The sequence below is a fragment of the Kribbella sp. NPDC051620 genome (genome assembly GCF_044453825.1).
GTDB lineage: Bacteria > Actinomycetota > Actinomycetes > Propionibacteriales > Kribbellaceae > Kribbella.
In genome coordinates this window covers 833,545-854,808 of sequence record NZ_JBITDB010000004.1, presented here as the reverse complement: position 1 = coordinate 854,808, position 21,264 = coordinate 833,545, and the positions used below count along the sequence as shown (strand labels likewise).

The window sequence follows — 21,264 nt, the reverse complement described above, 5'->3', positions numbered from 1 at the left end:
AAGAAACGGTGGGCTTGAACAGGGCATATCTTGTTCAAGCCCACCGTTGCCTGTCCGAGCCCACATGATGTGGGCTCGTCACGACTAGCGGGCCGCGGTGAACTCCTTGGCGACTACCTCGGCGATCTGAGCCGTGTTGAGGGCAGCGCCCTTGCGCAGGTTGTCGCCGCAGACGAAGAGTTCGAGCGCCTGCGGGTCGTCGAGCGAACGACGGATCCGGCCGACCCAGGTCGGGTCGGTGCCGACCACGTCAGCCGGGGTCGGGAACTCCCCCTCGGCCGGGTTGTCGAAGACGAGCACGCCCGGGGCGTCGCGGAGTACGTCGCGGGCCTCGTCGACGTCGACCACCTGGCTGAAGCGCGCGTGCACCGAGAGCGAGTGGGTCGTGATGACCGGCACCCGGACGCAGGTCGCGGAGACCTTCAGGTCCGGCAGGTTGAGGATCTTGCGCGACTCGTTGCGGACCTTCAGCTCCTCCGACGACCAGCCGTCGTCCTTGAGCGAGCCGGCCCACGGCACCACGTTCATCGCCAGCGGCGCCGGGAACGGGCCGAGCGCGTTGCCGATCACCCGGCGCACGTCGCCCGGCGTGGTACCGAGCTCGCGGTTGCCGGCCACCTTCATCAGCTGGTCGTAGAGGGCGTCGATGCCTTCCTGACCGGCTCCGGACGCGGCCTGGTACGACGCCACGATCAGCTGCTCGAGCTCGTACCGGTGGTGCAGCGCGCCCATCGCGACGATCATCGACAGCGTCGTGCAGTTGGGGTTCGAGATGATCCCCTTCGGCCGGTTGCGGGCCGCCTCGGCGTTGACCTCGGGCACCACCAGCGGTACGTCCGGGTCCATCCGGAACGCGCCCGAGTTGTCCACCACGACGGCGCCCTTGGACGCGGCGATCGGCGCCCAGTGCGCCGACACCTCGTCCGGTACGTCGAACATCGCCACGTCGATACCGTCGAAAGCGTCCGCGCTGATCGCGACGACCTCGACCTCCTCGCCGCGGACCTTCAGCCGTTTGCCCGCAGAGCGCTCGGAAGCGATCAGCCGGATTTCGCCCCAGACGTTCTCCCGGGTGGAGAGCAGGGTGAGCATCACCGTGCCGACGGCGCCGGTCGCGCCGACCACCGCCAGCGAGGGAAGCCCGGTCCGGTCTTCGGTCTGATCGAGAGAAGCAGCGCTCACAGGGGTCACCGTCCAGTTCCTCCGTACACGACAGCTTGGGTGTGCTCGTCGTCCAGGTCGAATGCAGTGTGCGCCGCTGTGACGGCCACGTCCACCAGGTTCTCGTCGACGACCACCGAGATCCGGATTTCGGATGTCGAGATCATCTCGATGTTCACGCCGACCTCGGCCAGCGCGGAGAAGAACTTCGCCGAGACACCGGGGTGCGAGCGCATCCCGACGCCGACCACGGAGATCTTGCCGATCTGGTCGTCGTACAGCAGCTGCTCGTAGCCGACCTCGTCCTTCAGCCGGGCCAGCGCGGACATCGCCCGGGCGCCGTCGACGCGCGGCAGCGTGAAGGAGATGTCGGTCCGGTTGGTGGCGACCGCCGACACGTTCTGCACGATCATGTCGATGTTGGTCTCGGCGCCGGCCACGGTCTCGAAGATCCGGGCCGCCTCGCCCGGCTTGTCCGGCACCCCGACGACGGTGATCTTGGCCTCGTTGCGGTCCTGGACCACGCCGGAGATGATCGCCTGTTCCATGTCTGTCAGTTCCTTCGCATCGACAACCCAGGTGCCTTCCTTCTGGGAGAAGGAGGAGCGCACGTGGACGGGGACGTTGTAGCGCCGCGCGTACTCGACGCAGCGCAGGTGCAGCACCTTGGCGCCGCAGGCGGCCATCTCGAGCATCTCCTCGTAGGAGATCTTCGGGATCTGCTTCGCGGCCGGCACGATCCGCGGGTCCGCGGTGAAGATGCCGTCCACGTCGGTGTAGATCTCGCAGTAGTCGGCCTCCAGCGCGGCGGCCAGCGCGACCGCGGTGGTGTCGGAGGCGCCCCGGCCCATCGTGGTGATGTCCTTGGTGTCCTGCGCGACGCCCTGGAAGCCGGCCACGATCGCGACGTGGCCCTCGCCGAGGGCCTCCTCGATCCGGCCCGGCGTGATGTCGATGATCCGGGCGTTGCCGTGCCGCGAGGTGGTGATCACGCCGGCCTGCGAGCCGGTGAACGACCGGGCCTCGTAGCCCAGGTTCGCGATCGCCATCGCCAGCAGCGCGGCGGAGATCCGCTCACCCGAGGTGAGCAGCATGTCCAGCTCGCGCGGTGGCGGCAGCGGTGAGACCTGTTTGGCCAGGTCCATCAGTTCGTCGGTGGTGTCGCCCATCGCGGAGATCACCACCACGACGTCGTTCCCGGCCTTCTTCGTCGCGACGATCCGTTGGGCCACGCGCTTGATGCAATCGGCGTCAGCGACCGAAGAACCGCCGTACTTGTGCACGACGCGTCCCACAGAGTCTCCTCAGTTGTTTCCCCAGCGATCCTGTGCTGGTTGCGGTACGCCGTGCGGCGCTGCACCGGGCGTAGTCGTTCGGCTCATTCTAGCCGTGATCTGTTCGTTGCCTACGGGCCGACCACCGACTGGTCCGGCCGTCCTGCGGCGCGCCGACCGGCCCGGAGGAACCACAGCTCCCCGGGCGGCGGACCGCAGACCTTCCGTCTCTTCGGACCAGTTGCTTATATAAGTCATCACTGAAATAGTCGCTCCATGCACGCCTTCGACATTCTCGGCGATCCGGTCCGGCGCCGGATCCTGGAGCTGCTCGCCGACGGGGAGCTGCCGGCCGGCCGGATCGCCGCCGCGATCGGCGACGAGTTCGGCATCAGCCAGCCGGCCGTCTCCCAGCACCTCCGGGTATTGCGCGACAACGGCTTCGCCACCGTCACCGCCGACGGCACCCGCCGCCTCTACGCGGTCAACCCGCTCCCCCTCCAGGAGATCGACACCTGGCTCGACCGCTACCGCGCCTTCTGGACCAACCACCTCGACGCCCTCGACACCGAACTCCGCCGCGGCCGCCGCGCCTCCCGCAAGGACCCCGACAATGCCTGACCCAACCGCACTCTTCGGCCCGACCGAGCGAACCGTCACGCGCTCCGGCGAGCGTCGTACCGTCCGCCTGCAACGCCCGTACGCCGCAACGCCGACAGAACTGTGGTCGGCCTGCACCGAGCCGGAGCGACTCACCCGCTGGATCGGCAGGCTCGCCGGAGATCGGGTGATCGGCGGCGAGGTGCGGCTGCGAATGACGGCGGACGAGACCGTCGTACTGCGGATCGAAGCCTGCGAGGAACCCCGCCGCCTGCAGGCCACCTGGTCGACCCCGGGCGAGCCGGACTCGCGGATCGAGCTCACCCTCTCAGGGCAGGGCGAGACCACGATGCTCACCTTGGAGCATTCGCTCCTGAGCGACGAGCAGGCTGCCGCTGGGAAAGGGCTGGGTTGGGAGGACTTTCTCAACCGGCTGCACGAGCTCCTGGCCGGGCGTGATCCGGCAGCGGTGTCGTGGGATGAGGCTCTGCGGCACCTCGAGCCGATCTGGTCGGCGCTGGTCTACACAGCCTCTTGAAGCAGCTCGGCTTCTGCCGGCGCCTCGGTGGGCTCGTGTGGCGGGACGTGTAGGAGTGATACCGCCGCAGCAAGGGTGAGCACGGCGGCCATCACCCAGACGTAGCGGACGCCGAATGTCTCGACGACCAGCCCTGCGACCGCGGAGCCGACAGCTCCGCCCGCCATGCCTGCACTGCCCATCCAGCCGAACACCTCGGTCTTGACCGAGTCCGGCGTCATCGCACCGAGCCGCTCGTACAGGGCGCCGACAGTAGGTGCCAGTGCGAGCCCCGACAGGAACAACGCGATCCCCAGCGATACAGGCGACCAGGTAGCGAAGACACAGAGCAGCATGCCCGCCGAGACGAGCACCGCCCGACGCCAAACGTACGACGGCCGCCGGGCGGGCAGAGCACCGACCAGTACGCCGCCCGCGAGGCTGCCGACCGCCCAGACCGTCTCCAGCACACCAGCGATCAGCCGATTGCCGTGGGCGTCGGCGAAGGCGACGATGCCGAGCGAGACGGAGGCGAAAGCCGTTACACAGAAGGCGAAAGAGACGATCATCGGCAACCGGTGCCGGTGCCAGAGCAATTGCGGAGCCGTCAGCCGCGCACCCTTCGACTCGTCATGCGGAACCCCAGGAGTCTGGAGCAGCCCGAACCACCAGATCGTGATCGCGGCCGCCACAGCAGCACCCAGTACGCCGGCCCGCGGGCTGGCGAAGCTGACCACCAGCGCACCCGCCATCGGGCCGATCGCGAACAGCACCTCCGCCGCGGTCGCGTCCAGCGCATAGACCGCCCGCAGCCGTGAACCCTGGACGATACGAGGCCAAGCGGCTCGCATGATCGCCGTCACCGGCGCCACGAACGCACCGGCGAGACCGGAGAGCACCGGCATCAGCCGGTACCAGTCGGAGGGCATCAGGCCGAGGACAGCCATCACCACGCCCCAGGCCACCCCCACGCTGATGACGATCCCCCGGCCGCCGCGACGGTCTGCCACCCGCGTCCAGATCGGGCCACCGACGGCCATGCCCACGGAGTACGCGCCGGCGACGACCCCGGCCCAGCCGAAGTTGCCCGCCGCATCTTTCGCCAGGAACGAGAGCGGCACGAGGGAAGCGATCACCGGGAGCCTGGCCAGCGTCGCCGAGGTCAGCAGGGCGAAGACGCCCGGCGTCCGCCAGAGCGCGCGATATGCCGTCAGGTCCATAACCCGCATTCTTTCCTGTCACACCGGCAGTGCGCCTCGGGATTTCTCCCTATTCGGAGGCTGTCCGCGCCACTAGAGAGTATGCGAACATATGTTCGTGCCCGACGGCGAAGCGACCATCCTGCATGCCGACCTGGACGCTTTCTACGCGTCGGTCGAGCAGCGGGACGACCCACGCCTGCGCGGCCGGCCGGTGATCGTCGGCGCGGGTGTCGTGCTGGCTTGCAGCTACGAGGCGAAGGCCTACGGGGTCCGGACCGCGATGAACGGCGGCCAGGCGTACCGGCGTTGCCCCCAGGCGATCGTGGTGCAGCCGCGGATGTCGGCGTACTCCGAGGCGTCGAAGGCTGTCTTCGCGGTCTTCGAGAACACCACCCCGCTGGTCGAGGGGCTGTCGATCGACGAGGCGTTCCTTGACGTCGGCGGGCTGCGCAAGATCGCCGGTACGCCGCTGGAGATCGCCCGCCGGTTGCGTGCCGAAGTACTGGCCGAGGTCGGGTTGCCGATCACCGTGGGGATCGCGCGGACGAAGTTCCTGGCGAAGGTGGCCAGCGGCGTCGCGAAGCCGGACGGGTTGTTGCTGGTACCGCCCGACCGGGAGCTGGAGTTCCTGCATCCGCTCGCCGTCGAGCGGCTCTGGGGTGTCGGCGAGGTGACCGCGGAGAAGCTGCGCAACCGCGGGCTGACCAAGGTCGGCGACGTCGCGATCCTGCCCGAGGCGGCGCTGGTCGCGATGCTCGGGCGCGCGTCGGGACGGCACCTCCACGCGCTCGCGCACAACCGGGATCCGCGGCCGATCGAGGTCGGCCGGCGCCGGCGGTCGATCGGGTCGCAGCGCGCGCTCGGGCGGTCGCCCAAGTCGGCCGAGACGCTGGACGCGGTACTGGCCGGGCTGGTCGATCGGGTCACCCGCCGGATGCGGTCGGCCGGGCGGACCGGGCGGACGGTCACCCTGCGCTTGCGGTTCGACGACTTCACCCGGGCGACCCGTTCACATACGTTGCCTCAGGCAACGGATCAGACGCGGGCGATCCTGATCACGGCCCGCTCGCTGATGGCAACGGCCCGGCCGATGATCGAGAAGCAGGGCATCACGATGGTGGGGATCTCGGTCGGCAACCTGGAGAGCGAGGCCGATCTGCAACTGGCGCTGCCCTTCGACAAGGCGGCCAACGACGAGCTCGACTCGGCCCTCGACGGCGTCCGCGACCGGTTCGGCAGCAACGCGGTCACCCGCGGCAACCAACTCGGCCGCGACCAGGGCCTCAGCGTGCCAATGCTTCCGGACTGACCCCGACGAGCTTCACCAGGAAGCGATCGAGCTGCTCCTCGAGCGGCGGCCAGGGGAGATCCGGCTCATTGAGCCGCATCGACACGGTGCCGTGCACGGCCGAGCGCAGATCGAAGGCGACGGCCGCGGCGTCATCGCGCGGAACGAGGCCGGCGTCCATACACCGCTGGACGAGCTCGATCGTCTGCTCGCGAACGACGAGCTTGAACGACATGTCCGCTCGCTGGTTCAAAGTGCTCTCGTTCAGCACCTTGTAGAGACCGCGATGCTCGCCGGACCACCGACCGAGCACCCGGACACGGGCCCGCAATTCGGCCACTGGATCGGAGCCTCGGACCTGCAGAACGGACTCGACCAGGTCGTGATGCGCCTGCTTCAGCGCCGTGTACACGAGCTCGTCACGGTCAGCGAAATGCAGGTACACCGACGTCGCCGCGACGCCGATCTCGCGCGCGACCGCCCGCATCGACAGCGGCTCGTCGTCGCCCAGTTCGTCGAGCATCCGGATGGTGGCGTCGACGATCTGCCGGCGCAGCCGCTCACCCTGCCCCCGCGGATTGCGGCCGCGCGGCGTCGTCGTCTTCACGAAGTCGATTGTAGTGCTACGGATGTCACGCTACAGTCGTAGCACTACAGCTGTTCACATAAGGAGAACCATGAGCCTCCGGCCCGCCCGATGACCGTCCACCCCGCCCGGCCCGCGGCCGGTACGACCACCGACGCACGCCGTTGGTGGGCCCTCGCCGCGGTGACGACAGCGCAGCTGATGATCGGCCTCGACCTGACGGTGATGAACATCGCGCTGCCGTCCGTGCAGCTCGACCTCACCCTGTCCGGACCTCAACGGCAATGGGTGATCACCGCCTTCGCGCTCGCCTACGGCAGCCTGCTGCTCCTGGGCGGCCGGCTGTCGAACCTGCTCGGCCGCCGCCGCAGCCTGCTGATCGGGCTGGCGGGTTTCGCCTTCGCGTCAGCCCTCGGCGGCGCGGCGATCGATCCCGCGATGTTGCTCGGATCGCGTGCGCTACAAGGGGTTTTCGCGGCATTGCTCACGCCGTCGGTGCTCGCGACGCTGGCCATCGCCTTTCCGATGCCGGCCGAACGAGGCAAGGCCTTCGGGATCTATGGCACGGCAATGGGCAGCTCGTCCGGACTCGGCGTGGTGCTCGGCGGAGTCCTCACGGACTACCTCGACTGGCGCTGGTGCATGTACGTGAACCTGCCGATCGCGGTTGCTGCGGCGGCCGGCGTTCTGTACGCGGTACGGCCTGGCCCGCGCGCATCCGGCGTACGGGTCGATCTGGTGGGCGTGCTGCTTGCGACGTCTGGGTTGATGGCGTTGGTCGCCGGGTTCGCGCGGGCCGAGTCCGACGGCTGGGGCACGCCGACGACGATCGGATTGCTGGCATTCGGCGTGATCGCATTGGTCGCCTTCACTTGGACACAAAGTCGGGTCGCTGCGCCGTTGCTGCCGTTGCGGGTAGTGCTCAACCGTCGGCGGGCCGCGTGCTACCTGGCGGTGCTCGGCCTCGCTGCCGGGATGTTCGCGGCTCTGTTCTTCCTGACCTTCTACCTGCAGAACGTCCTCGGGTACTCGCCGATCAAGGCCGGGCTCGGCTTCCTTCCGCTGACTGCGGGGCTGATGATCGGTGTTCGCGTGGTGAGCCCACTGATCGCCCGTACTGCGCTGCGGTGGCTGCTGGCCCCGGGCATCCTGACCGTCGCCGTCGGACTGGTTCTGCTGGGCCTGCTACAGGTCGACAGCAACTACTTCCTGCAGGCCCTTCCGGTCTTCCTGCTGGTCGGCCTCGGCACTGGCTTCGTCCTGGTGACGGCCAACAGCACCGCGACCCTCGATGCAGGCCAGGACACCGCCGTCGCCGGCGCCATGGTGATGACCTCACAGCAGATCGGCGCCTCCCTCGGCACCGCGCTGCTCAGCACGATCGCCGGTACGGCGGCAGCGGACTACCTCGCGACGCATCCCGAATCCGGTCCATTGGCGACCGTCCACGGCTTCACCGTCGCAAGCCTTGGAGCCGCCGGCTTCCTTGGCGTGGCGGCGCTTTTGGTCTTCCTCGTCGCGGGCCCGGGGCAGCCTCAGGGTCGGGGGTAGCCGATCTCGGTGATGTCGTCCTTGAGGTCCTTGAGCATCACCTCGGGGTTGAGCGCGGTGACGACCTCCTCGGTCAGCGGCATCTGCGCGTAGACGTGCGCGACCGCGTCGAGTTCCAGCGCGACTTCGTAGTACGACTCGGCAAAGGTCAGGTAGGCCTCGGGCCGGCCGTTGGCGACCAGGTCGAACAGCCAGTCGGCGCCGTCCTTGTCCGCTCCCTCGACCGGGCCGCACAACCAGCGCTCGTCGGCGGGAGTGCGCCAGAAACAGACAGTCACCTCACGATCGCCCTGGTCATTGGTGAAGGCGGGCTCGTCCAGAGCCGGCGCGAGCTCGTCGGGCACGCCGATGAACAGGCCGGGCCAGGTCTCGCTGGTCCGGCGGCCCCAGGGTGACAGGGGCGACTCGTGGTCGAACCCTTGCGCGATGACCCCGGCGGGCGAGAAGACGATCGAGTAGCTGTCGCCGGTGCCGCTCTTCATCAGCGCCGCCTCCTCGGTCGGCGACCACTGTGCGTCGAACGAGTAGATCCGGTACTCCGGCTCGGGGCTCAGCACAGCGTCGAGCATCGCGAGGGCGCGACTGGTCCGGCGGACCTTGTCGACATCGGGCAGCCGGCCGAGCAGCTCATAAACAGACACCCGGACATTCAACCGGTTCGCGTCTCCGGCCGCGAGCCGGTCCCCGGCAACCTGTGGACAACTCGCTCCCACCGGAATATCTGCCGTGGTCTGCGTGCTCCATCCAGTGAGAACGCTCGTTCTCATTGGCTTGAGAGGGCTGAACTGGCTATGTCGGCCGGTAGGACTTTTCCGTTGAACCTGTTCGGGATCGCGTTCGGCCTGTCCGGCTTGGCCGGCACTTGGACCGCGGCCGGCGAGAAGCTGGGACCGATGCCGCCGTTGCCAACGCGTTCTGGATCCTTGCCGCGATCGTCTGGACGATCAGCGTGGCCCGGTACCTGCTTGGCGCCCGGAATGTGCGACAGATCGTCGAGGACCTGGGGCATCCCGTGCTCGGTCCGTTCGCGGCGCTGGTCCCGGCCAGCGGGATGTTGCTCGGGGCGAGGCTCAGTCACTACGCGCCGACGGCCGGCAAGACGGTCGTGGTGGTCATGTTCGTTCTCGCCATCGCGGTCGCGACGATCTTCGTCCGGCAGCTGATGCTCGGCGGCCTGGACATCGACAAGCTGCACCCTGGCTACCTGCTGCCGACCGTCGCGGCCGGCTTGATCGGCGGTCAGAGCCTGGCGACGGTGGGCCTGCACTCGGTGGGTATCGCCTCCTTCGCGGTCGGCATCCTGATGTGGTTGCTGCTTGGCGCGGCGCTGACCGCCCGGCTCGCCTTCCGGCCTTCGTTGCCTACGGCACTCATTCCGACGATCGCGATCTTCGCGGCGCCGCCGGCGGTCGGCGGCAACGCCTGGTTCGCCCTGTCGGGTCGTACAGATCTCTTCCAGCACGCGCTTCTGGGCACCTTCGTGTTGCTCATCCTGGTTCAGCTGGCGCTGATCCCGACGTACGCGAAACTGCCGTTCGGACTGGGCTTCTGAGCCCTCACCTTCACCACGGCCGCCAGCGGCACCTACGGCATCCACTGGCTGACCCTGTCGGGGATCGCGCTGGGCGCCGTCTGGACCGTCGTCATCCTCGCCGCCGTCACCTTGCTGATCGGCTGGATCGCGGTCCGCTCGATCATCTTGGTGACCGCCAACCACCGCCGGACAGCGCTGGAGCCGGTCCCGGCAAGCTGAGAGGGCCAGCCTTCGAGCTGGTAGGAACTACCCAGCAACCAGTCCGGAATAGCCGCCGGAATCCGGCGGCTGCACAGTTCATGGACGCTGGTAAAGCATTTCCGTTTCCGTTGTTCGGGATCGCGTTCGGTCTGTCCGGTCTGGCCGGCACCTGGACCGTCGCGGCGGACACTCTGAACTTCAGCCAGGCTTACGCCGACGCGCTGTGGATCATCGCCGCGAGCACTTGGGTGATCAGCTTGGTCCGGTACGGGCTCGGCGCTCGTAGCGGGCGTCAGGTGCTGGCGGATGTTCATCATCCGGTGCAGGGCGTTTTCGTCGCGTTGATCCCGGCCAGCGGGTTGTTGCTCGGGGCGCGACTGAGCCAGTACGCGTCGGTCGCTGGCAAGGCGGTCGTGGTGATCATGGCGGTGCTGACCGCAGTACTGGCCGCGTACTTCGTGCACCGGCTGATGCTCGGTGGGCTCGAACTCGATCAGATCCATCCGGCGTACTTGCTGCCGACGGTCGCGATCACCTTCATCGGCGGCCAGGCACTGGCGACGATCGGACTGCCCGAGCTCGGCTTCGCGTCATTCGGGATCGGCGTACTGCTCTGGCTGGTGGTCGGCGCCGTGATCACGGTCCGGCTGGCGACCCGGCCGGCGATGCCCTACCCGCTGGTGCCGACCTTCGCTGTCTACGCGGCGCCACCTGCGGTCGGTGGCAACGCGTACTTCGCCCTGACCGGCCATCCCGACGGCTTCCAGCATGCGTGGCTGGGCACGTTCATTTTGTTCCTGCTGGTCCAGCTCGCGCTGATCCCGACCATCGCGAAACTCCCGTTCGCGCTGACCTTCTGGACGATGACCTTCACCACCGCGGCCGCCGGCACCTACGGCATCCACTGGCTGGTCGCGACCGTCGCACCACTGCGCGACCTGTGGACAATCGTCATCCTAGCGATCGTCACCCTGTGGATCGGCTGGGTCGCAACCCGCTCGATCCTCCTCGTCGCAGGCGAACACCGCACACCCCGGCCAGCACCCGCCAACAGCTAAATCAACCCGGTGTCGCGCCGCTCGCTCGCATGCACGCCCGCCCGCACGCTCACCCGCAGGCCCGCCCGCACGCACGCTCACCCGCAGGCCCGCCCGCACGCACGCTCACCCGCAGGCGCTCACCCGCAGGCACCCGCCCGCATGCACGCTCACCGGCAGGCGCCCGCCCGCTCGCCCCGCCCACCGACGCGCCCGTTCGCCCGCAGGCACGCCCGCCCACCGACCCGCCCGCTCGCCTGTTCGCACGCAGCCGCCACCCCACAACGCGCGGCTCCTCGCCCGATAGGGCGTGGAGTCGCGCGTTCGCAGTACGGGATATCAGCGGCGCTGGACGGCCTCTTCGGCGACCTCGACGAGCTCGCGGTCGGTCGCCTCGGTCTCCGGGTCGTGGGCCGGCTCGAGCCGGTCGTGCGCGATGAGGGACTGGATGGCGCGCAGTACCGCGCTCGCCGCGGCGCCCCAGGTGGAGACGTAGGAGAACTGCCACCACCACAGCGCCTCGACGACCCGGCCCTCCTCGTAGTGCGCGAGTCCGTGCACCAGGTCGGTCGCGATCGCGGTCAGGTCGTCGGAGAGCCGGTTGACGGTGATCTCCGGCGGAGCGGCGTACGGGTCGAAGACCTCGGCGTACTCGTCGAGGCCCTCGAACAGGATCGCCAGCCGGTCGCGCATCGCGTCCAGGTCCGGATCCGGGCCCGCGTCGCTCTCGAACCGCTCCTCCGGGACGAAGTCCTCGAAGGCGCCCAGCCGCCCGCCGGCCAGCAGCAGCTGGCTCACCTCGAGCAGCAGGTACGGCAGCGAGGCGAGTCCCTCGTCGACGCCGTCCTCGTCGGGTTGCGCGGCGATGTCGCGCACCGAGATGAGGAAGCTCTGCACCTGGTCCGCGATCTGTTCGGCGAACTCCAGCAGATCCTCGGAATCCGTCGCCAAAGCGCGCTCTGCAATATCGGTTGATTCAGTCATCGATCGATCGTCGCCCTTCAAACGCCCGTCCGAGTGTGACCTCGTCGGCGTACTCGAGGTCACCGCCTACTGGAAGTCCACTAGCCAAACGGGTGACGCGCAACCCCATGGGCCTCAACAACCGGCTCAGGTACGTCGCTGTCGCCTCACCCTCGAGGTTCGGATCGGTGGCCAGAATGATCTCGGTCACCGATCCGTCGGCGAGCCGCTGCATCAGTTCCCTGATCCGCAGCTCGTCCGGCCCGATCCCCTCGATCGGCGAGATCGCGCCGCCGAGGACGTGGTAGCGGCCGCGGAACTCGCGGGTCCGCTCGATCGCCACGACGTCCTTGGCCTCCTCGACCACGCAGATCAGCGCGAGGTCGCGACGCGGGTCGCGGCAGATCCTGCACTGCGTCTCCTCCGAGACATTGCCGCAGATCTCGCAGAACTTGACCTTCTCCTTCACCTGGACCAGCACGTGCGCCAGCCGGCGGACGTCGGTCTCATCGGTGGAGAGCAGGTGGAAAGCGATCCGCTGCGCGGACTTGGGACCCACGCCGGGCAGCCGGCCGAGCTCGTCGATGAGGTCCTGGACGACCCCCTCGTACACGTCAGCCCGGGTTCTGACCGGGTGAACCGGCCGCGTCTGGCTTGCCGAAGCCGATACTCGGCCTGTTCGCGCCGCCTTGTACGCCGGGAGCGCCGGGGCCGGATTGCTCGTCGCCGTCGCCGTCGTCGTCCGCGCCGCCGCCGAACATGCCACCGAGATCGGGCAGACCGCCGCCGAGGCCGCCGGCCAGCGGGCCCATCGCGTTGGCCGCAAGCTGCTTGGCATTCTCCGAGGCGTCCCGGACCGCGGCCACGACCAGGTCGGCCAGCGTCTCGGTGTCGTCGGGGTCCACGGCCTGCGGGTTGATGGTCAGGCTGAGCAGCTCACCGGTACCGGAAACGAGCGCGGTCACCAGCCCACCGCCGGCACTGCCCTCGACCTCCTGGCTCTCCAGGTTGGCCTGCGCCTCCATCAACTGGCTCTGCATGGCTTGTGCCTGGGCCAGCAGGTTGGACATGTCGAACCCACCAGCGCCCTGCGAACCGCCACCGTCGAACACCGCGATCTCCCGTCCGAACTGCTTCCCAGTTCCACTTGCTCCCCGAGCCTAGCCGGTCACTCCGACAACCCCGCGCCCCGGTGGAAACCGATGAGTCTCCCAAGCCTTCTCCACAAGTTGTGGACACCTTTATCCACACCCTGTGGACAACCACCCCACCAGAGCCTGCGCACTGCCCCACCCGCTGTGGACGAACAACAACCCACCTGTGAATTCGAAAAGAGTTCACTTCCCACCCCTTCCCTCACCAAGCACCGCACACCCCGCCCCACCCCAAGTCAGCCACACCGCGCTCCCCGGCCCGCCGAGGACCGGGCCGGGGGCGCGGGGGCTTAGAGGGCTCAGAGGGTCGGGAGCCCGGAGGCCCGGGGGCCGACGGGCCGGAGGCCCCGGAGGCCAGGGAGCGCGGGAGGCGCGAGGGCTCGGAGAATCGGAGCCCGAAAGGCCTGGCGGCCCCGGCGGCCCCCGGAGCGCGGGAGCGCGAGGAGCGCGGGAGCGCGGGAGCGCGAGCCCGGAGGCCCGGGGGCCGGAGGCCCGGGAGGCGCAGGGGGCGCGGGAGGCGCGAGGGCTCGGAGGATCGGAGGGCCCGGGGGCGCGGGAGCACGAGGGCTCGGAGGATCGGAGGGCCCGGGGGCGCGGGAGCACGAGGAGCACGAGGCCCGGAGGGCCGGAGGCCGGGGCCGGGGGCCGGAGGCCGGGGGCGGGAGCCGGAGGCCGGGGGCGGGAGCCGGGGGCCGGAGGCCGGGGGCGGGAGCCGGGGGCCCGGGGGCGGGAGCCGGGGGCCCGGGGGCGGGAGCCGGGGGCCCGGGGCGGGAGCGCGGGCCCGGGGCGGGAGCGCGGGCCCAGGGGCCCGGAGGCGCTGGAGCTCTAGGGCGGAGGGCCCGGGGGCCGGGGAGCGCTCCGGCTAGTTGGTTTCTTCGCTGATGATTTGGGCGCCGAGGGTTTCGGCTAGCAGGTCGGTGTGGCTGCGGGAGTCTTCTTCGAGCACGATGTCGTCCTCGCCGACTGCCTCGGCCTCTTCCTCAGGCGTCAGTGGCGCCTCTTGAACTGGTACTGCCGCAGCCCGGCGACTCTGCTCAGCCGCCACCGCAGCCTCAGCCGCCCGCCGCTTACTAGCCGCCTGCTCCCGCCTGTCCTCGGCAGGCTCAGGGGTCGCAGCCGGCGCCGGAGGCCCTCCGGCCTGCTGGTCTGCTTGCAGCCCACCCTGGTCGGTCGCTTCCTGCACGGCGACCGTCGGTCCTCCACCAGCCTGTACGCCGACAGCCTGGGCGGCCGAAGTTGCCTCCGACTCATGCAAGGCAGTGGCCACAGCCCCTGGGGTGTCCCCACCAGCCGCGACGCCTACCTGCGCGTTACTACCACCGGCACCGGGCACGCTCGCCCCGTACCCGGCCGTGGCTCCAGCATCGCCACCCGGACCGCCTACTCCTGCTACCCCCGAGATGCCCGAACCCAGAGCGCCTGCACCTGTGGTTGCCGATCCGTGAGCGCCTGAGCCAGAGCCTTGCTGGTTGTTTGACGGTCCAGCGCCCGGAGCCTGTTGCCCGGCACCCGCGCCAGAACCCGCGCCCGGAACGTTCCCGCCAGAACCCGTACCCGCGGTGTTCCCGCCGGGGCCTGTACCTGGGGCGTTCCCGCCGGGGCCTGTACCCGACGCGTGCCCGCCCGGGCCCGTACCCGACGCGTGCCCGCCGGCGCCCGTACCTGTGGGGTGCCCGCCGGGGCTCGACCCCGGGGCGTTCCCGCCGGGGCCCGCACCGGGGGCGTTCGTAGTACCGGAACTACCGGGGGCTGGGGAGTCCCAGGATGACGGCGGTGGGGAGCTTGGGGGTGGGGCTGCGGGTGGGGTGGCACCCGGATCGCTGGAGGGGTCGACGACGGCTTCGATGCGGCGGTTGAGGCCAATCGTATCGATCATCGCCTGCTGCAGGATCTCGTCGCTGCCGGAGCGCGCGAAGCTCTCCCGGGCACCGGCGTTCACCAGCCCGAGCGTCAGCGTCTGCTCGTCGATCGCGATGACCTGCGCGTTCTGGCTCAGCATGATCCAGGCGAACCGCCGCTTGGCCTTCACCGCCTCGAGAATCTCCGGCCACAACCGCCGAACATCAATCAGCCCGACAGACCCCGAAGAAGTCCCCGCCGCCGCCCCACGAGCAGGAGCCGCCGGGGTGGGTGCGCTTGCAGCAGGCGCACTACTCGGAGCGTTCGCCGCAGGCGCGTCCGCGCCAGGTGTTGCCACTTGCGCAGAACGATCACCCTGTGCGAGGCCAGGCGCAGGCTCATCACCCCACGCGCCAGACCGCGAACCGGTGTTGTCCACTCGAACCGGAGCCGCAGGTTGCCCACCGGCCGAAGCCTCCCGGCCCGCCGACGGCTGGGGAGTCTGCGGCGCGCCGTCTGCTCCGGTCTGCTGTGAGCCAGCCACTTGAGTCGGCTGCGAAGCGGCAGCCGCCGCCTGGCCTGCCACCGCCTGCGATACCGCTTCCTGTCCCCCAACCGGAGCGGCCTGCGAAGTCCCTGATTGGCCACCCGCTGGAGCACCCTGCGAAGTCGCTGGCTGACCGGCTGGAGCCGTCCGGGGAGCTGCTGCCTGGACCTGGTTTTCGACCGGAGCCGGCTGCTGGTGGGGAGCCGAGTGCGGTTGGTGGGTGGGCGCGACGTGGATTGTCGGAGTACCGGCTGGGATGGAGCCGCCGGTGATGGTCAGGCGGCGTTCCATGCGGTCCAGGCGGGCTTGGATGCCGTTGGTGGAGTCGTCGGCGCCGGGGAGTAGGACCTTGGCGCAGATCAGTTCGAGTTGGAGGCGGGGAGCTGTCGCGCCGCGCATCTCCAGCAGGCCGGCGGCGACGATGTCTGCCGCGCGGGTCAGCTCAGCCGCACCGATGCCTGCCGCCTGGGTCTGCAGCCGCTCGCCCTGGTCCTCGGCCGCCTCGATCAGCCCGGAGGCGACCGCGTTCGGCACTGCGGACAGAATCACCAGGTCGCGCAGCCGCCGAAGCAGATCCTCGGCGAAGCGCTTCGGGTCCTGCCCGGTCTCGATGACCTTCTCGATCGTCTCGAAGACGGCCCTGCTGTCATGCGCCGCGAACCCGTCAACGCAAGCATCCAGCAACGAGTCCGGCGTGAAGCCGAGCAACTGCACAGCCAGCCGGTACGTCACGCCGTCGGCGTCAGCGCCACCGATCAGCTGATCCAGCACGCTCAGCGAGTCACGCACCGACCCAGCACCCGCCCGAACCACCAGCGGCAACGCGGCCGGCTCGATCGTCACGCCCTCCGCGTCGCACAGGGTCGCCATGTACTCGGCGAGCGCCTTCGGCGGTACCAGCCGGAAGGGGTAGTGGTGCGTGCGGGACCGGATCGTCCCGATCACCTTGTCGGGTTCGGTCGTCGCGAAGATGAACTTGAGGTGCGGCGGTGGCTCCTCGACCAGCTTCAGCAGGGCGTTGAAGCCCTGCGTCGTGACCATGTGCGCCTCGTCGATGATGTAGATCTTGTAGCGGCTCTCGACCGGCGCGAAGAAGGCCCGTTCACGCAGGTCGCGCGCGTCGTCGACACCACCGTGAGACGCCGCGTCGATCTCGATCACGTCGATGCTGCCGGGCCCGCCGCGCGCCAGGTCGGTACAGGACTTGCAGACTCCGCACGGCTCGGCGATCGGGCCCTTCTCGCAGTTGATCGCGCGGGCCAGGATCCGGGCGCTGGTGGTCTTGCCGCAGCCGCGTGGACCGGAGAACAGATAGGCGTGGTTCACCCGGTTGTTGCTCAGCGCGTTCCGCAGCGGGACGGTGACATGGTCCTGCCCGATCACCTCGGAGAAGGTCTCCGGGCGATACCGGCGATACAACGCAAGGGGTGCTTCCACGACGGCAACCCTAGCGCCGAGCACCGACAATCCACTCTCCCCCGTGCACAGGCCGGTGCACAGCTCAGTGCAGACCTTCCTCCAGCAGCCCGAGCAGGTAGTCCCCGTAGCCGGACTTGGGCAGGGCGTCGGCGCAGCGCTGCAGCCCGGCGTCGTCGATGAACCCGCGGCGCCAGGCGATCTCCTCCGGGCAGCTGATCTTCTGCCCTTGCCGCGTCTCGACGGCACGGACGTACTCGCCGGCCGACATCAACGCGTCGAACGTCCCCGTGTCCAGCCAGGCGGTACCGCGGGGCAGCACCTCCACCTGCAACCGCTTGTCCTGGAGGTAGCTCGCATTGACGGCAGTGATCTCCAGCTCGCCACGTGCCGACGGCCGGACCTCCTTGGCGACCTCGACCACGTCGCTGGAGTAGAAGTACAGCCCCGGTACGGCGTACTTGCTCTTCGGCCGTACCGGCTTCTCCTCGATGCTCAACGCCCGCCCGTCCGCGTCGAACTCGACCACCCCGTACGCCGAAGGATCCGCGACCCGATACGCGAAGATGACCCCGCCGTCCACCTCGTTGAACCGCTGCAGGTGCAACCCGAGTCCCGGGCCGTAGAAGATGTTGTCGCCGAGGGCCAGCGCGACCGGGTCCGAGCCGATGAACGACTCTCCGATCAGGAACGCCTGGGCGAGACCGTCCGGGCTGGGCTGTTCGGCGTACGAGATCTCCATCCCGAACTGCGAACCGTCGCCCAGCAACCGCCGGAACTGCGCGGCGTCGCCGGGCCGGGTGATCACCAGCACCTCACGGATGTTCGCCAGGATCAGCGTCGACAACGGGTAGTAGATCATCGGCTTGTCGTACACCGGCAACAGCTGCTTGCTGACCCCCATCGTCAACGGATGCAGCCGGGTACCGTCCCCACCGGCCAGGATGATCCCTCGCATTCCCGCACCCTACCGACGGCGTTAGGCTTTCGCGCATGCTCGGCGATTCGACCGGCCGGCCCGCGGACGACTCGTCCATGGCTGCCCGCGGGATCGCGGATCCCCGGCAACAGCTCGTCATCGAACGCGCCCGCGCGCTGCTCCCCGAGGACGAGCGAATCCTCGGCGTCTACCTGATCGGCAGCTACGGCACCGGCGAGGCGGACGAGTTCAGCGACGTCGACGTGCACTGCGTCGTGACCGACGAGAGCGCTCCTTGGTTCGAGCAGCACTGGACGGAGCCACTGACAACGATCGCTGGGCCCACCGTCCTGGCCGACGGACTCCCTGGTCTGATCGGCGGCCTGGGGATCACCCCGGACTGGCTACATGTCGACCTCCTCTTCCATTCACTGGCCACGTTCGATCGATTCCAGTACGACGGCGTCCGGGTGCTGTTCGATCGTGACGGCACCCTCTTCCCGGATGGCGATCAGCCGTCCGCGAGCGGCCAGGCCGGTACGCCGTACTGGCCCGAGCGCGCCGTGAGTCTCTTCTTCTACTTCCTCGGCAACCTCGTCACGGTGCTCGGCCGCGACGAACGGATCGTCGCCAACCAGGGCCTCGGCGCGACCCGCGACCAGCTCATCAGCCTGATGCTCGCCGAACGCGGAGTACGCCGTACCAGTGGAGCCAAGCGCCTGAACGCCTTGCTCTCACTCGAGCAACGCCGTTGTCTGGAGGCCCTCCCGCCGGCCGGCCACGACCCCGCCGACCTCATCGCGGCCAACCAGTACTTGTGCAGGGAATTCATCCGCCGGGGAACGGCTCTGGCCGCCGTCACCGGCACACCCTGGCCGGCCCCCTTCGTCGCTGCCACTCTCGCGCATCTGCACAACCACTTCGGCGTCGAATTCGGCTGACGCCGACGCACTACCCGCCTATCGTTTCGCGGACAGCCGGTGAGTCGACTGACCGCCCCAAACAGAGGAGGCGTCACGGTGGATGACGAAAAGTTCCTCGGCCACGTCGTCAGCGAGCTCGCTGGGCTGCCCGGCGTGATGGCAGTCGCGCTTGGTGGGTCGCGCGCTCAAGGGACGCATCGGGCCGACAGCGATTGGGATCTGGGGATCTACTACCGGAACTCCTTCGATCCGCAGCACCTCCGGGAAGTCGGGTGGTCGGGGCAGGTCTTCGAGCTGGGGGCCTGGGGTGGCGGGATCTTCAACGGGGGTGCGTGGCTGGAGATCGACGGTCGGCGGGTGGATGTCCACTACCGCGATCTCGCCGCGATCGAGCGGGAGATCGCAGCGGCCGAGGCCGGCGAGTTCACGATCGAACCGCTGATGTTCCACCTGGCCGGCATCCCCAGCTATCTCGTCGTCGGCGAGCTGGCCTTGGCGCAGGTACTTCACGGCGAACTTCCCCGTCCTAGCTATCCGCCGCTGCTCCGGGAGCGCGCTGCGACGAGGTGGTGGACCAGTGCCGACCTGCTCCTCGGATACGCCGAGAAGAGCTGCACATCATCCGCGCGGCTTACGCAATGTCTCGGCTTGGTGGCGCAAGCCGCCATGATGGCGGCTCATGCCGTGATGGCAGCCGAGGGCCGGTGGGTGACCAACGAGAAGAGGCTGCTCTCGGATGCCGGCCTGGAGGTAGTCGACGAACTCCTCGCAGAACACGGCAGCGAACCAGAAGATCTCTCCTCGTTGATCGATGCCATCCGCACCGCCTGCACCACCCGCCTCGCGGCCGCCACCGGTGCCTGAAGGCTCAGTCGAGGTGATAGTCGGCGAAGCGGGTCCGGAGGTCTTTTTTGGAGAACTTGCCGACGCTGGTTTTCGGGACCTCGTCGATGAACTCGACCGCATCGGGCAGCCACCACTTGGCGACCAGCGGCTCCAGGTACGCGAGGATCTCTTCGGAGGTTGCGGTCGCGCCTTCTTGCAGTACTACGCACGCCAGCGGCCGCTCATCCCACTTCGGATGCGGTACGCCGATGACCGCCGCCTCCCTGATCGCGGGGTGAGCCATCAGCAGGTTCTCCAGCTCGACCGAGCTGATCCACTCGCCACCGGACTTCACCAGGTCCTTGGTCCGGTCGACGAGTCGCACTGAGCCGTACTGATCGATGGCGGCGACGTCGCCCGTCTTCATCCAGCCGTCCTCGGTGTTGAGCTCGACCCCTGCATCAGGCCGGTAGTACTCCGCCGCGATCCACGGCCCGCGGACCTGTAGCTCACCCGTCGCCTCGTCGTCCCAGGGCAGCGGGGTGATGGACCCGGGCTCGACGATCCGGACCTCGACCCCTGGCAGCGGCAGTCCTTGCCGGGCGCGGAGCTTGGCCTTCTCCTCCTCGGGCAGGTCTTGGTCGCGCATGGGGATGTGGGACGCCGTCGCGACCGGGCTGGTCTCGGTCATGCCCCAGGCCTGCAGGATCGGCTTGCCGAGCTTGCTCCGGAAAGCCTCGGACAACGCGAGCGGCACGGCCGAGCCGCCACACGGGATCCGCCGGAGCTTGGGCAGCTCCACGCCGTCCAGCAACGGCAACAGCCCTTGCCAGATCGTCGGCACACCCGCGGCGACCGTGACGTCTTGCTCCTTCAGCAGCTTGAGGATGCCTTGCGGAGACATGTCCGGGCCCGGGAAGACCAGGCTCGCGCCGGCCATCGGCGCCGCATGCGCCAGCCCCCAGGCGTTGGCATGGAACATCGGCACCACCGGCAGCACGGTGTCGGTCTCGTGCAGTCCGATGGCGGCGTTGGTGAGCACGCCGATCGAGTGCAGCCAGGTCGAGCGGTGCGAGTACACGACGCCCTTGGGGTTGCCGGTCGTCCCGCTCGTGTAGCACATCGCGGCGGCCTGGTTCTCGTCCTCGACGTGGAACTCGACCGGCTCAGCGGCGGCGAGCAGCTCCTCGTAGTCGTGGAAGCGGTCGTCGTCCGGCAGCTCGACGCTCGGAGCGCCGGCCGGCAGGTCGTCCATCACCACGATGTGCCGGAGCAGCGGCAGCCGGTCGAGCAACGGCAGGAACAGCCCGAGCAACGACCGGTCGACGAAGACCACCTCGTCCTCGGCGTGATTCGCGATGTAGACGACTTGGTCCGGGAAGAGCCTGATGTTGAGCGTGTGCAGCACCCGCCCGGTGCAGGGCGCCGCGAAGTACAGCTCGAGGTGGCGGCCGGAGTTCCAGGCGAAGGTGCCGACCCGGCCGTCCGAGCTGATGCCCAGGGTGTCGAAGACGCCGCCGAGTCGCCGCGTCCGCGCTGCCCACTCCGCGTACGTAGTACTGGTGGGTGCGGGGCCGCCGGTGTAGACGGTCTTGTCCGGGAAGAACTGCTCCGCGCGGCGGAAGATCGTGTCCAGGGACAGCTGGGAATCCTGCATCAGACCCTTCATGGACACACTGTGCCAGTCCCGATGTCAGGTTGACCATGACCTCGCACTGACCTGCAAC

Annotated in this window: 19 protein-coding genes and 1 pseudogene; 8 read left to right on the top strand and 12 right to left on the bottom strand. The window is 69.0% G+C overall.

Going from position 1 to position 21,264, the window contains the following annotated elements; translation table 11 throughout:
* Nucleotides 1-84 precede the first annotated feature (84 nt).
* Together ACIA12_RS23140 and ACIA12_RS23135 are read right to left on the bottom strand one after the other, a co-directional pair.
* Entirely contained in the window at nt 85-1,191 is a 1,107-nt protein-coding gene (locus tag ACIA12_RS23140) for an aspartate-semialdehyde dehydrogenase (RefSeq protein WP_396369104.1), read from the bottom strand.
* Entirely contained in the window at nt 1,188-2,456 is a 1,269-nt protein-coding gene (locus ACIA12_RS23135) for an aspartate kinase (RefSeq protein WP_328332491.1), read from the bottom strand. Before ACIA12_RS23135 ends, ACIA12_RS23140 begins: the two co-directional genes overlap by 4 nt.
* A 255-nt stretch (nt 2,457-2,711) precedes the next feature.
* Here ACIA12_RS23135 and ACIA12_RS23130 point away from each other — a divergent pair, with 255 nt between their 5' ends.
* Together ACIA12_RS23130 and ACIA12_RS23125 are read left to right on the top strand one after the other, a co-directional pair.
* Nucleotides 2,712-3,056 carry an ArsR/SmtB family transcription factor gene (locus tag ACIA12_RS23130; protein WP_396369103.1) on the top strand — a complete coding sequence of 115 codons (345 nt, stop codon included), beginning with the start codon at nt 2,712-2,714 and terminating at the stop codon, nt 3,054-3,056.
* Nucleotides 3,049-3,573, top strand: coding sequence for an SRPBCC family protein (locus tag ACIA12_RS23125; RefSeq protein ID WP_396369102.1), 525 nt, complete (start codon nt 3,049-3,051; stop codon nt 3,571-3,573). Before ACIA12_RS23130 ends, ACIA12_RS23125 begins: the two co-directional genes overlap by 8 nt.
* Here ACIA12_RS23125 and ACIA12_RS23120 read toward each other — a convergent pair.
* A complete protein-coding gene (locus ACIA12_RS23120; protein WP_396369101.1) occupies nt 3,558-4,772 on the bottom strand; it encodes an MFS transporter in 1,215 nt (404 codons plus the stop codon). The genes ACIA12_RS23125 and ACIA12_RS23120 overlap by 16 nt on opposite strands.
* Before the next feature lie 91 nt (nt 4,773-4,863).
* Here ACIA12_RS23120 and dinB point away from each other — a divergent pair, with 91 nt between their 5' ends.
* Complete coding sequence (gene dinB / locus ACIA12_RS23115; RefSeq protein WP_396369100.1) at nt 4,864-6,063, top strand: DNA polymerase IV; 1,200 nt, start codon at nt 4,864-4,866, stop codon at nt 6,061-6,063.
* Here dinB and ACIA12_RS23110 read toward each other — a convergent pair.
* Nucleotides 6,038-6,649: a TetR/AcrR family transcriptional regulator gene (locus ACIA12_RS23110; protein WP_396369099.1), complete on the bottom strand. Its 612-nt coding sequence runs from the start codon at nt 6,647-6,649 to the stop codon at nt 6,038-6,040. The genes dinB and ACIA12_RS23110 overlap by 26 nt on opposite strands.
* 90 nt (nt 6,650-6,739) lie before the next feature.
* On the opposite strand from ACIA12_RS23110, the gene ACIA12_RS23105 reads away from it, so the two are divergent.
* Complete coding sequence (locus ACIA12_RS23105; RefSeq protein ID WP_396369098.1) at nt 6,740-8,179, top strand: MFS transporter; 1,440 nt, start codon at nt 6,740-6,742, stop codon at nt 8,177-8,179.
* Here ACIA12_RS23105 and ACIA12_RS23100 read toward each other — a convergent pair.
* Complete coding sequence (locus tag ACIA12_RS23100; protein ID WP_396369097.1) at nt 8,164-8,820, bottom strand: hypothetical protein; 657 nt, start codon at nt 8,818-8,820, stop codon at nt 8,164-8,166. The two genes, ACIA12_RS23105 and ACIA12_RS23100, sit on opposite strands and share 16 nt — an antisense overlap.
* A 221-nt stretch (nt 8,821-9,041) precedes the next feature.
* Here ACIA12_RS23100 and ACIA12_RS23095 point away from each other — a divergent pair, with 221 nt between their 5' ends.
* Nucleotides 9,042-9,731 carry a hypothetical protein gene (locus ACIA12_RS23095; RefSeq protein WP_396369096.1) on the top strand — a complete coding sequence of 230 codons (690 nt, stop codon included), beginning with the start codon at nt 9,042-9,044 and terminating at the stop codon, nt 9,729-9,731.
* A 32-nt stretch (nt 9,732-9,763) separates the two neighbouring features.
* On the opposite strand, the gene ACIA12_RS23090 is transcribed toward ACIA12_RS23095, so the two are convergent.
* Nucleotides 9,764-9,970: a hypothetical protein gene (locus ACIA12_RS23090; RefSeq protein ID WP_396369095.1), complete on the bottom strand. Its 207-nt coding sequence runs from the start codon at nt 9,968-9,970 to the stop codon at nt 9,764-9,766.
* Nucleotides 9,971-10,012: 42 nt separating this feature from the next.
* Here ACIA12_RS23090 and ACIA12_RS23085 point away from each other — a divergent pair, with 42 nt between their 5' ends.
* Nucleotides 10,013-10,972, top strand: a complete 960-nt coding sequence (locus tag ACIA12_RS23085) for a hypothetical protein (protein WP_396369094.1) — start codon at nt 10,013-10,015, stop codon at nt 10,970-10,972.
* Nucleotides 10,973-11,290: 318 nt separating this feature from the next.
* Here ACIA12_RS23085 and ACIA12_RS23080 read toward each other — a convergent pair whose 3' ends face one another.
* From ACIA12_RS23080 to rfbA, 5 genes and pseudogenes are all read right to left on the bottom strand, one after another.
* Nucleotides 11,291-11,935 (bottom strand): DUF5063 domain-containing protein, encoded by a 645-nt coding sequence (locus ACIA12_RS23080; RefSeq protein WP_328332473.1) that lies wholly within the window; start codon nt 11,933-11,935, stop codon nt 11,291-11,293.
* On the bottom strand, nt 11,928-12,527 hold the full coding sequence (gene recR, locus ACIA12_RS23075) for a recombination mediator RecR (RefSeq protein ID WP_363815936.1): 600 nt from the start codon (nt 12,525-12,527) through the stop codon (nt 11,928-11,930). Before recR ends, ACIA12_RS23080 begins: the two co-directional genes overlap by 8 nt.
* A gap of 1 nt (nt 12,528) precedes the next feature.
* A complete protein-coding gene (locus ACIA12_RS23070) occupies nt 12,529-13,026 on the bottom strand; it encodes a YbaB/EbfC family nucleoid-associated protein (protein ID WP_396369093.1) in 498 nt (165 codons plus the stop codon).
* A gap of 1,873 nt (nt 13,027-14,899) precedes the next feature.
* Nucleotides 14,900-16,942, bottom strand: a pseudogene (locus ACIA12_RS23065) (DNA polymerase III subunit gamma and tau); the annotation flags it as partial.
* Between the two features lie 13 nt (nt 16,943-16,955).
* On the bottom strand, nt 16,956-17,828 hold the full coding sequence (gene rfbA / locus ACIA12_RS23060; RefSeq protein ID WP_363815942.1) for a glucose-1-phosphate thymidylyltransferase RfbA: 873 nt from the start codon (nt 17,826-17,828) through the stop codon (nt 16,956-16,958).
* Nucleotides 17,829-17,863: 35 nt separating this feature from the next.
* Here rfbA and ACIA12_RS23055 point away from each other — a divergent pair, with 35 nt between their 5' ends.
* Entirely contained in the window at nt 17,864-18,730 is an 867-nt protein-coding gene (locus tag ACIA12_RS23055) for a nucleotidyltransferase domain-containing protein (protein WP_396369092.1), read from the top strand.
* Between the two features lie 78 nt (nt 18,731-18,808).
* Complete coding sequence (locus tag ACIA12_RS23050) at nt 18,809-19,576, top strand: nucleotidyltransferase domain-containing protein (protein ID WP_396369091.1); 768 nt, start codon at nt 18,809-18,811, stop codon at nt 19,574-19,576.
* A gap of 4 nt (nt 19,577-19,580) precedes the next feature.
* Here ACIA12_RS23050 and ACIA12_RS23045 read toward each other — a convergent pair whose 3' ends face one another.
* Nucleotides 19,581-21,206, bottom strand: a complete 1,626-nt coding sequence (locus ACIA12_RS23045; protein WP_396369090.1) for a long-chain fatty acid--CoA ligase — start codon at nt 21,204-21,206, stop codon at nt 19,581-19,583.
* Between the last annotated feature and the right edge of the window lie 58 nt (nt 21,207-21,264).

What these genes read in the sequence shown, in the direction of transcription:
- ACIA12_RS23120 (WP_396369101.1), bottom strand. Translation starts at nt 4,772, where the DNA reads ATGGACCTGACGGCATATCGCGCGCTCTGGCGGACGCCGGGCGTCTTC.
- ACIA12_RS23125 (WP_396369102.1), top strand. Translation starts at nt 3,049, where the DNA reads ATGCCTGACCCAACCGCACTCTTCGGCCCGACCGAGCGAACCGTCACG.
- ACIA12_RS23085 (WP_396369094.1), top strand. Translation starts at nt 10,013, where the DNA reads ATGGACGCTGGTAAAGCATTTCCGTTTCCGTTGTTCGGGATCGCGTTC.
- ACIA12_RS23105 (WP_396369098.1), top strand. Translation starts at nt 6,740, where the DNA reads ATGACCGTCCACCCCGCCCGGCCCGCGGCCGGTACGACCACCGACGCA.
- ACIA12_RS23055 (WP_396369092.1), top strand. Translation starts at nt 17,864, where the DNA reads ATGCTCGGCGATTCGACCGGCCGGCCCGCGGACGACTCGTCCATGGCT.
- ACIA12_RS23080 (WP_328332473.1), bottom strand. Translation starts at nt 11,935, where the DNA reads ATGACTGAATCAACCGATATTGCAGAGCGCGCTTTGGCGACGGATTCC.
- dinB (WP_396369100.1), top strand. Translation starts at nt 4,864, where the DNA reads ATGTTCGTGCCCGACGGCGAAGCGACCATCCTGCATGCCGACCTGGAC.
- ACIA12_RS23045 (WP_396369090.1), bottom strand. Translation starts at nt 21,206, where the DNA reads ATGAAGGGTCTGATGCAGGATTCCCAGCTGTCCCTGGACACGATCTTC.
- rfbA (WP_363815942.1), bottom strand. Translation starts at nt 17,828, where the DNA reads ATGCGAGGGATCATCCTGGCCGGTGGGGACGGTACCCGGCTGCATCCG.
- ACIA12_RS23130 (WP_396369103.1), top strand. Translation starts at nt 2,712, where the DNA reads ATGCACGCCTTCGACATTCTCGGCGATCCGGTCCGGCGCCGGATCCTG.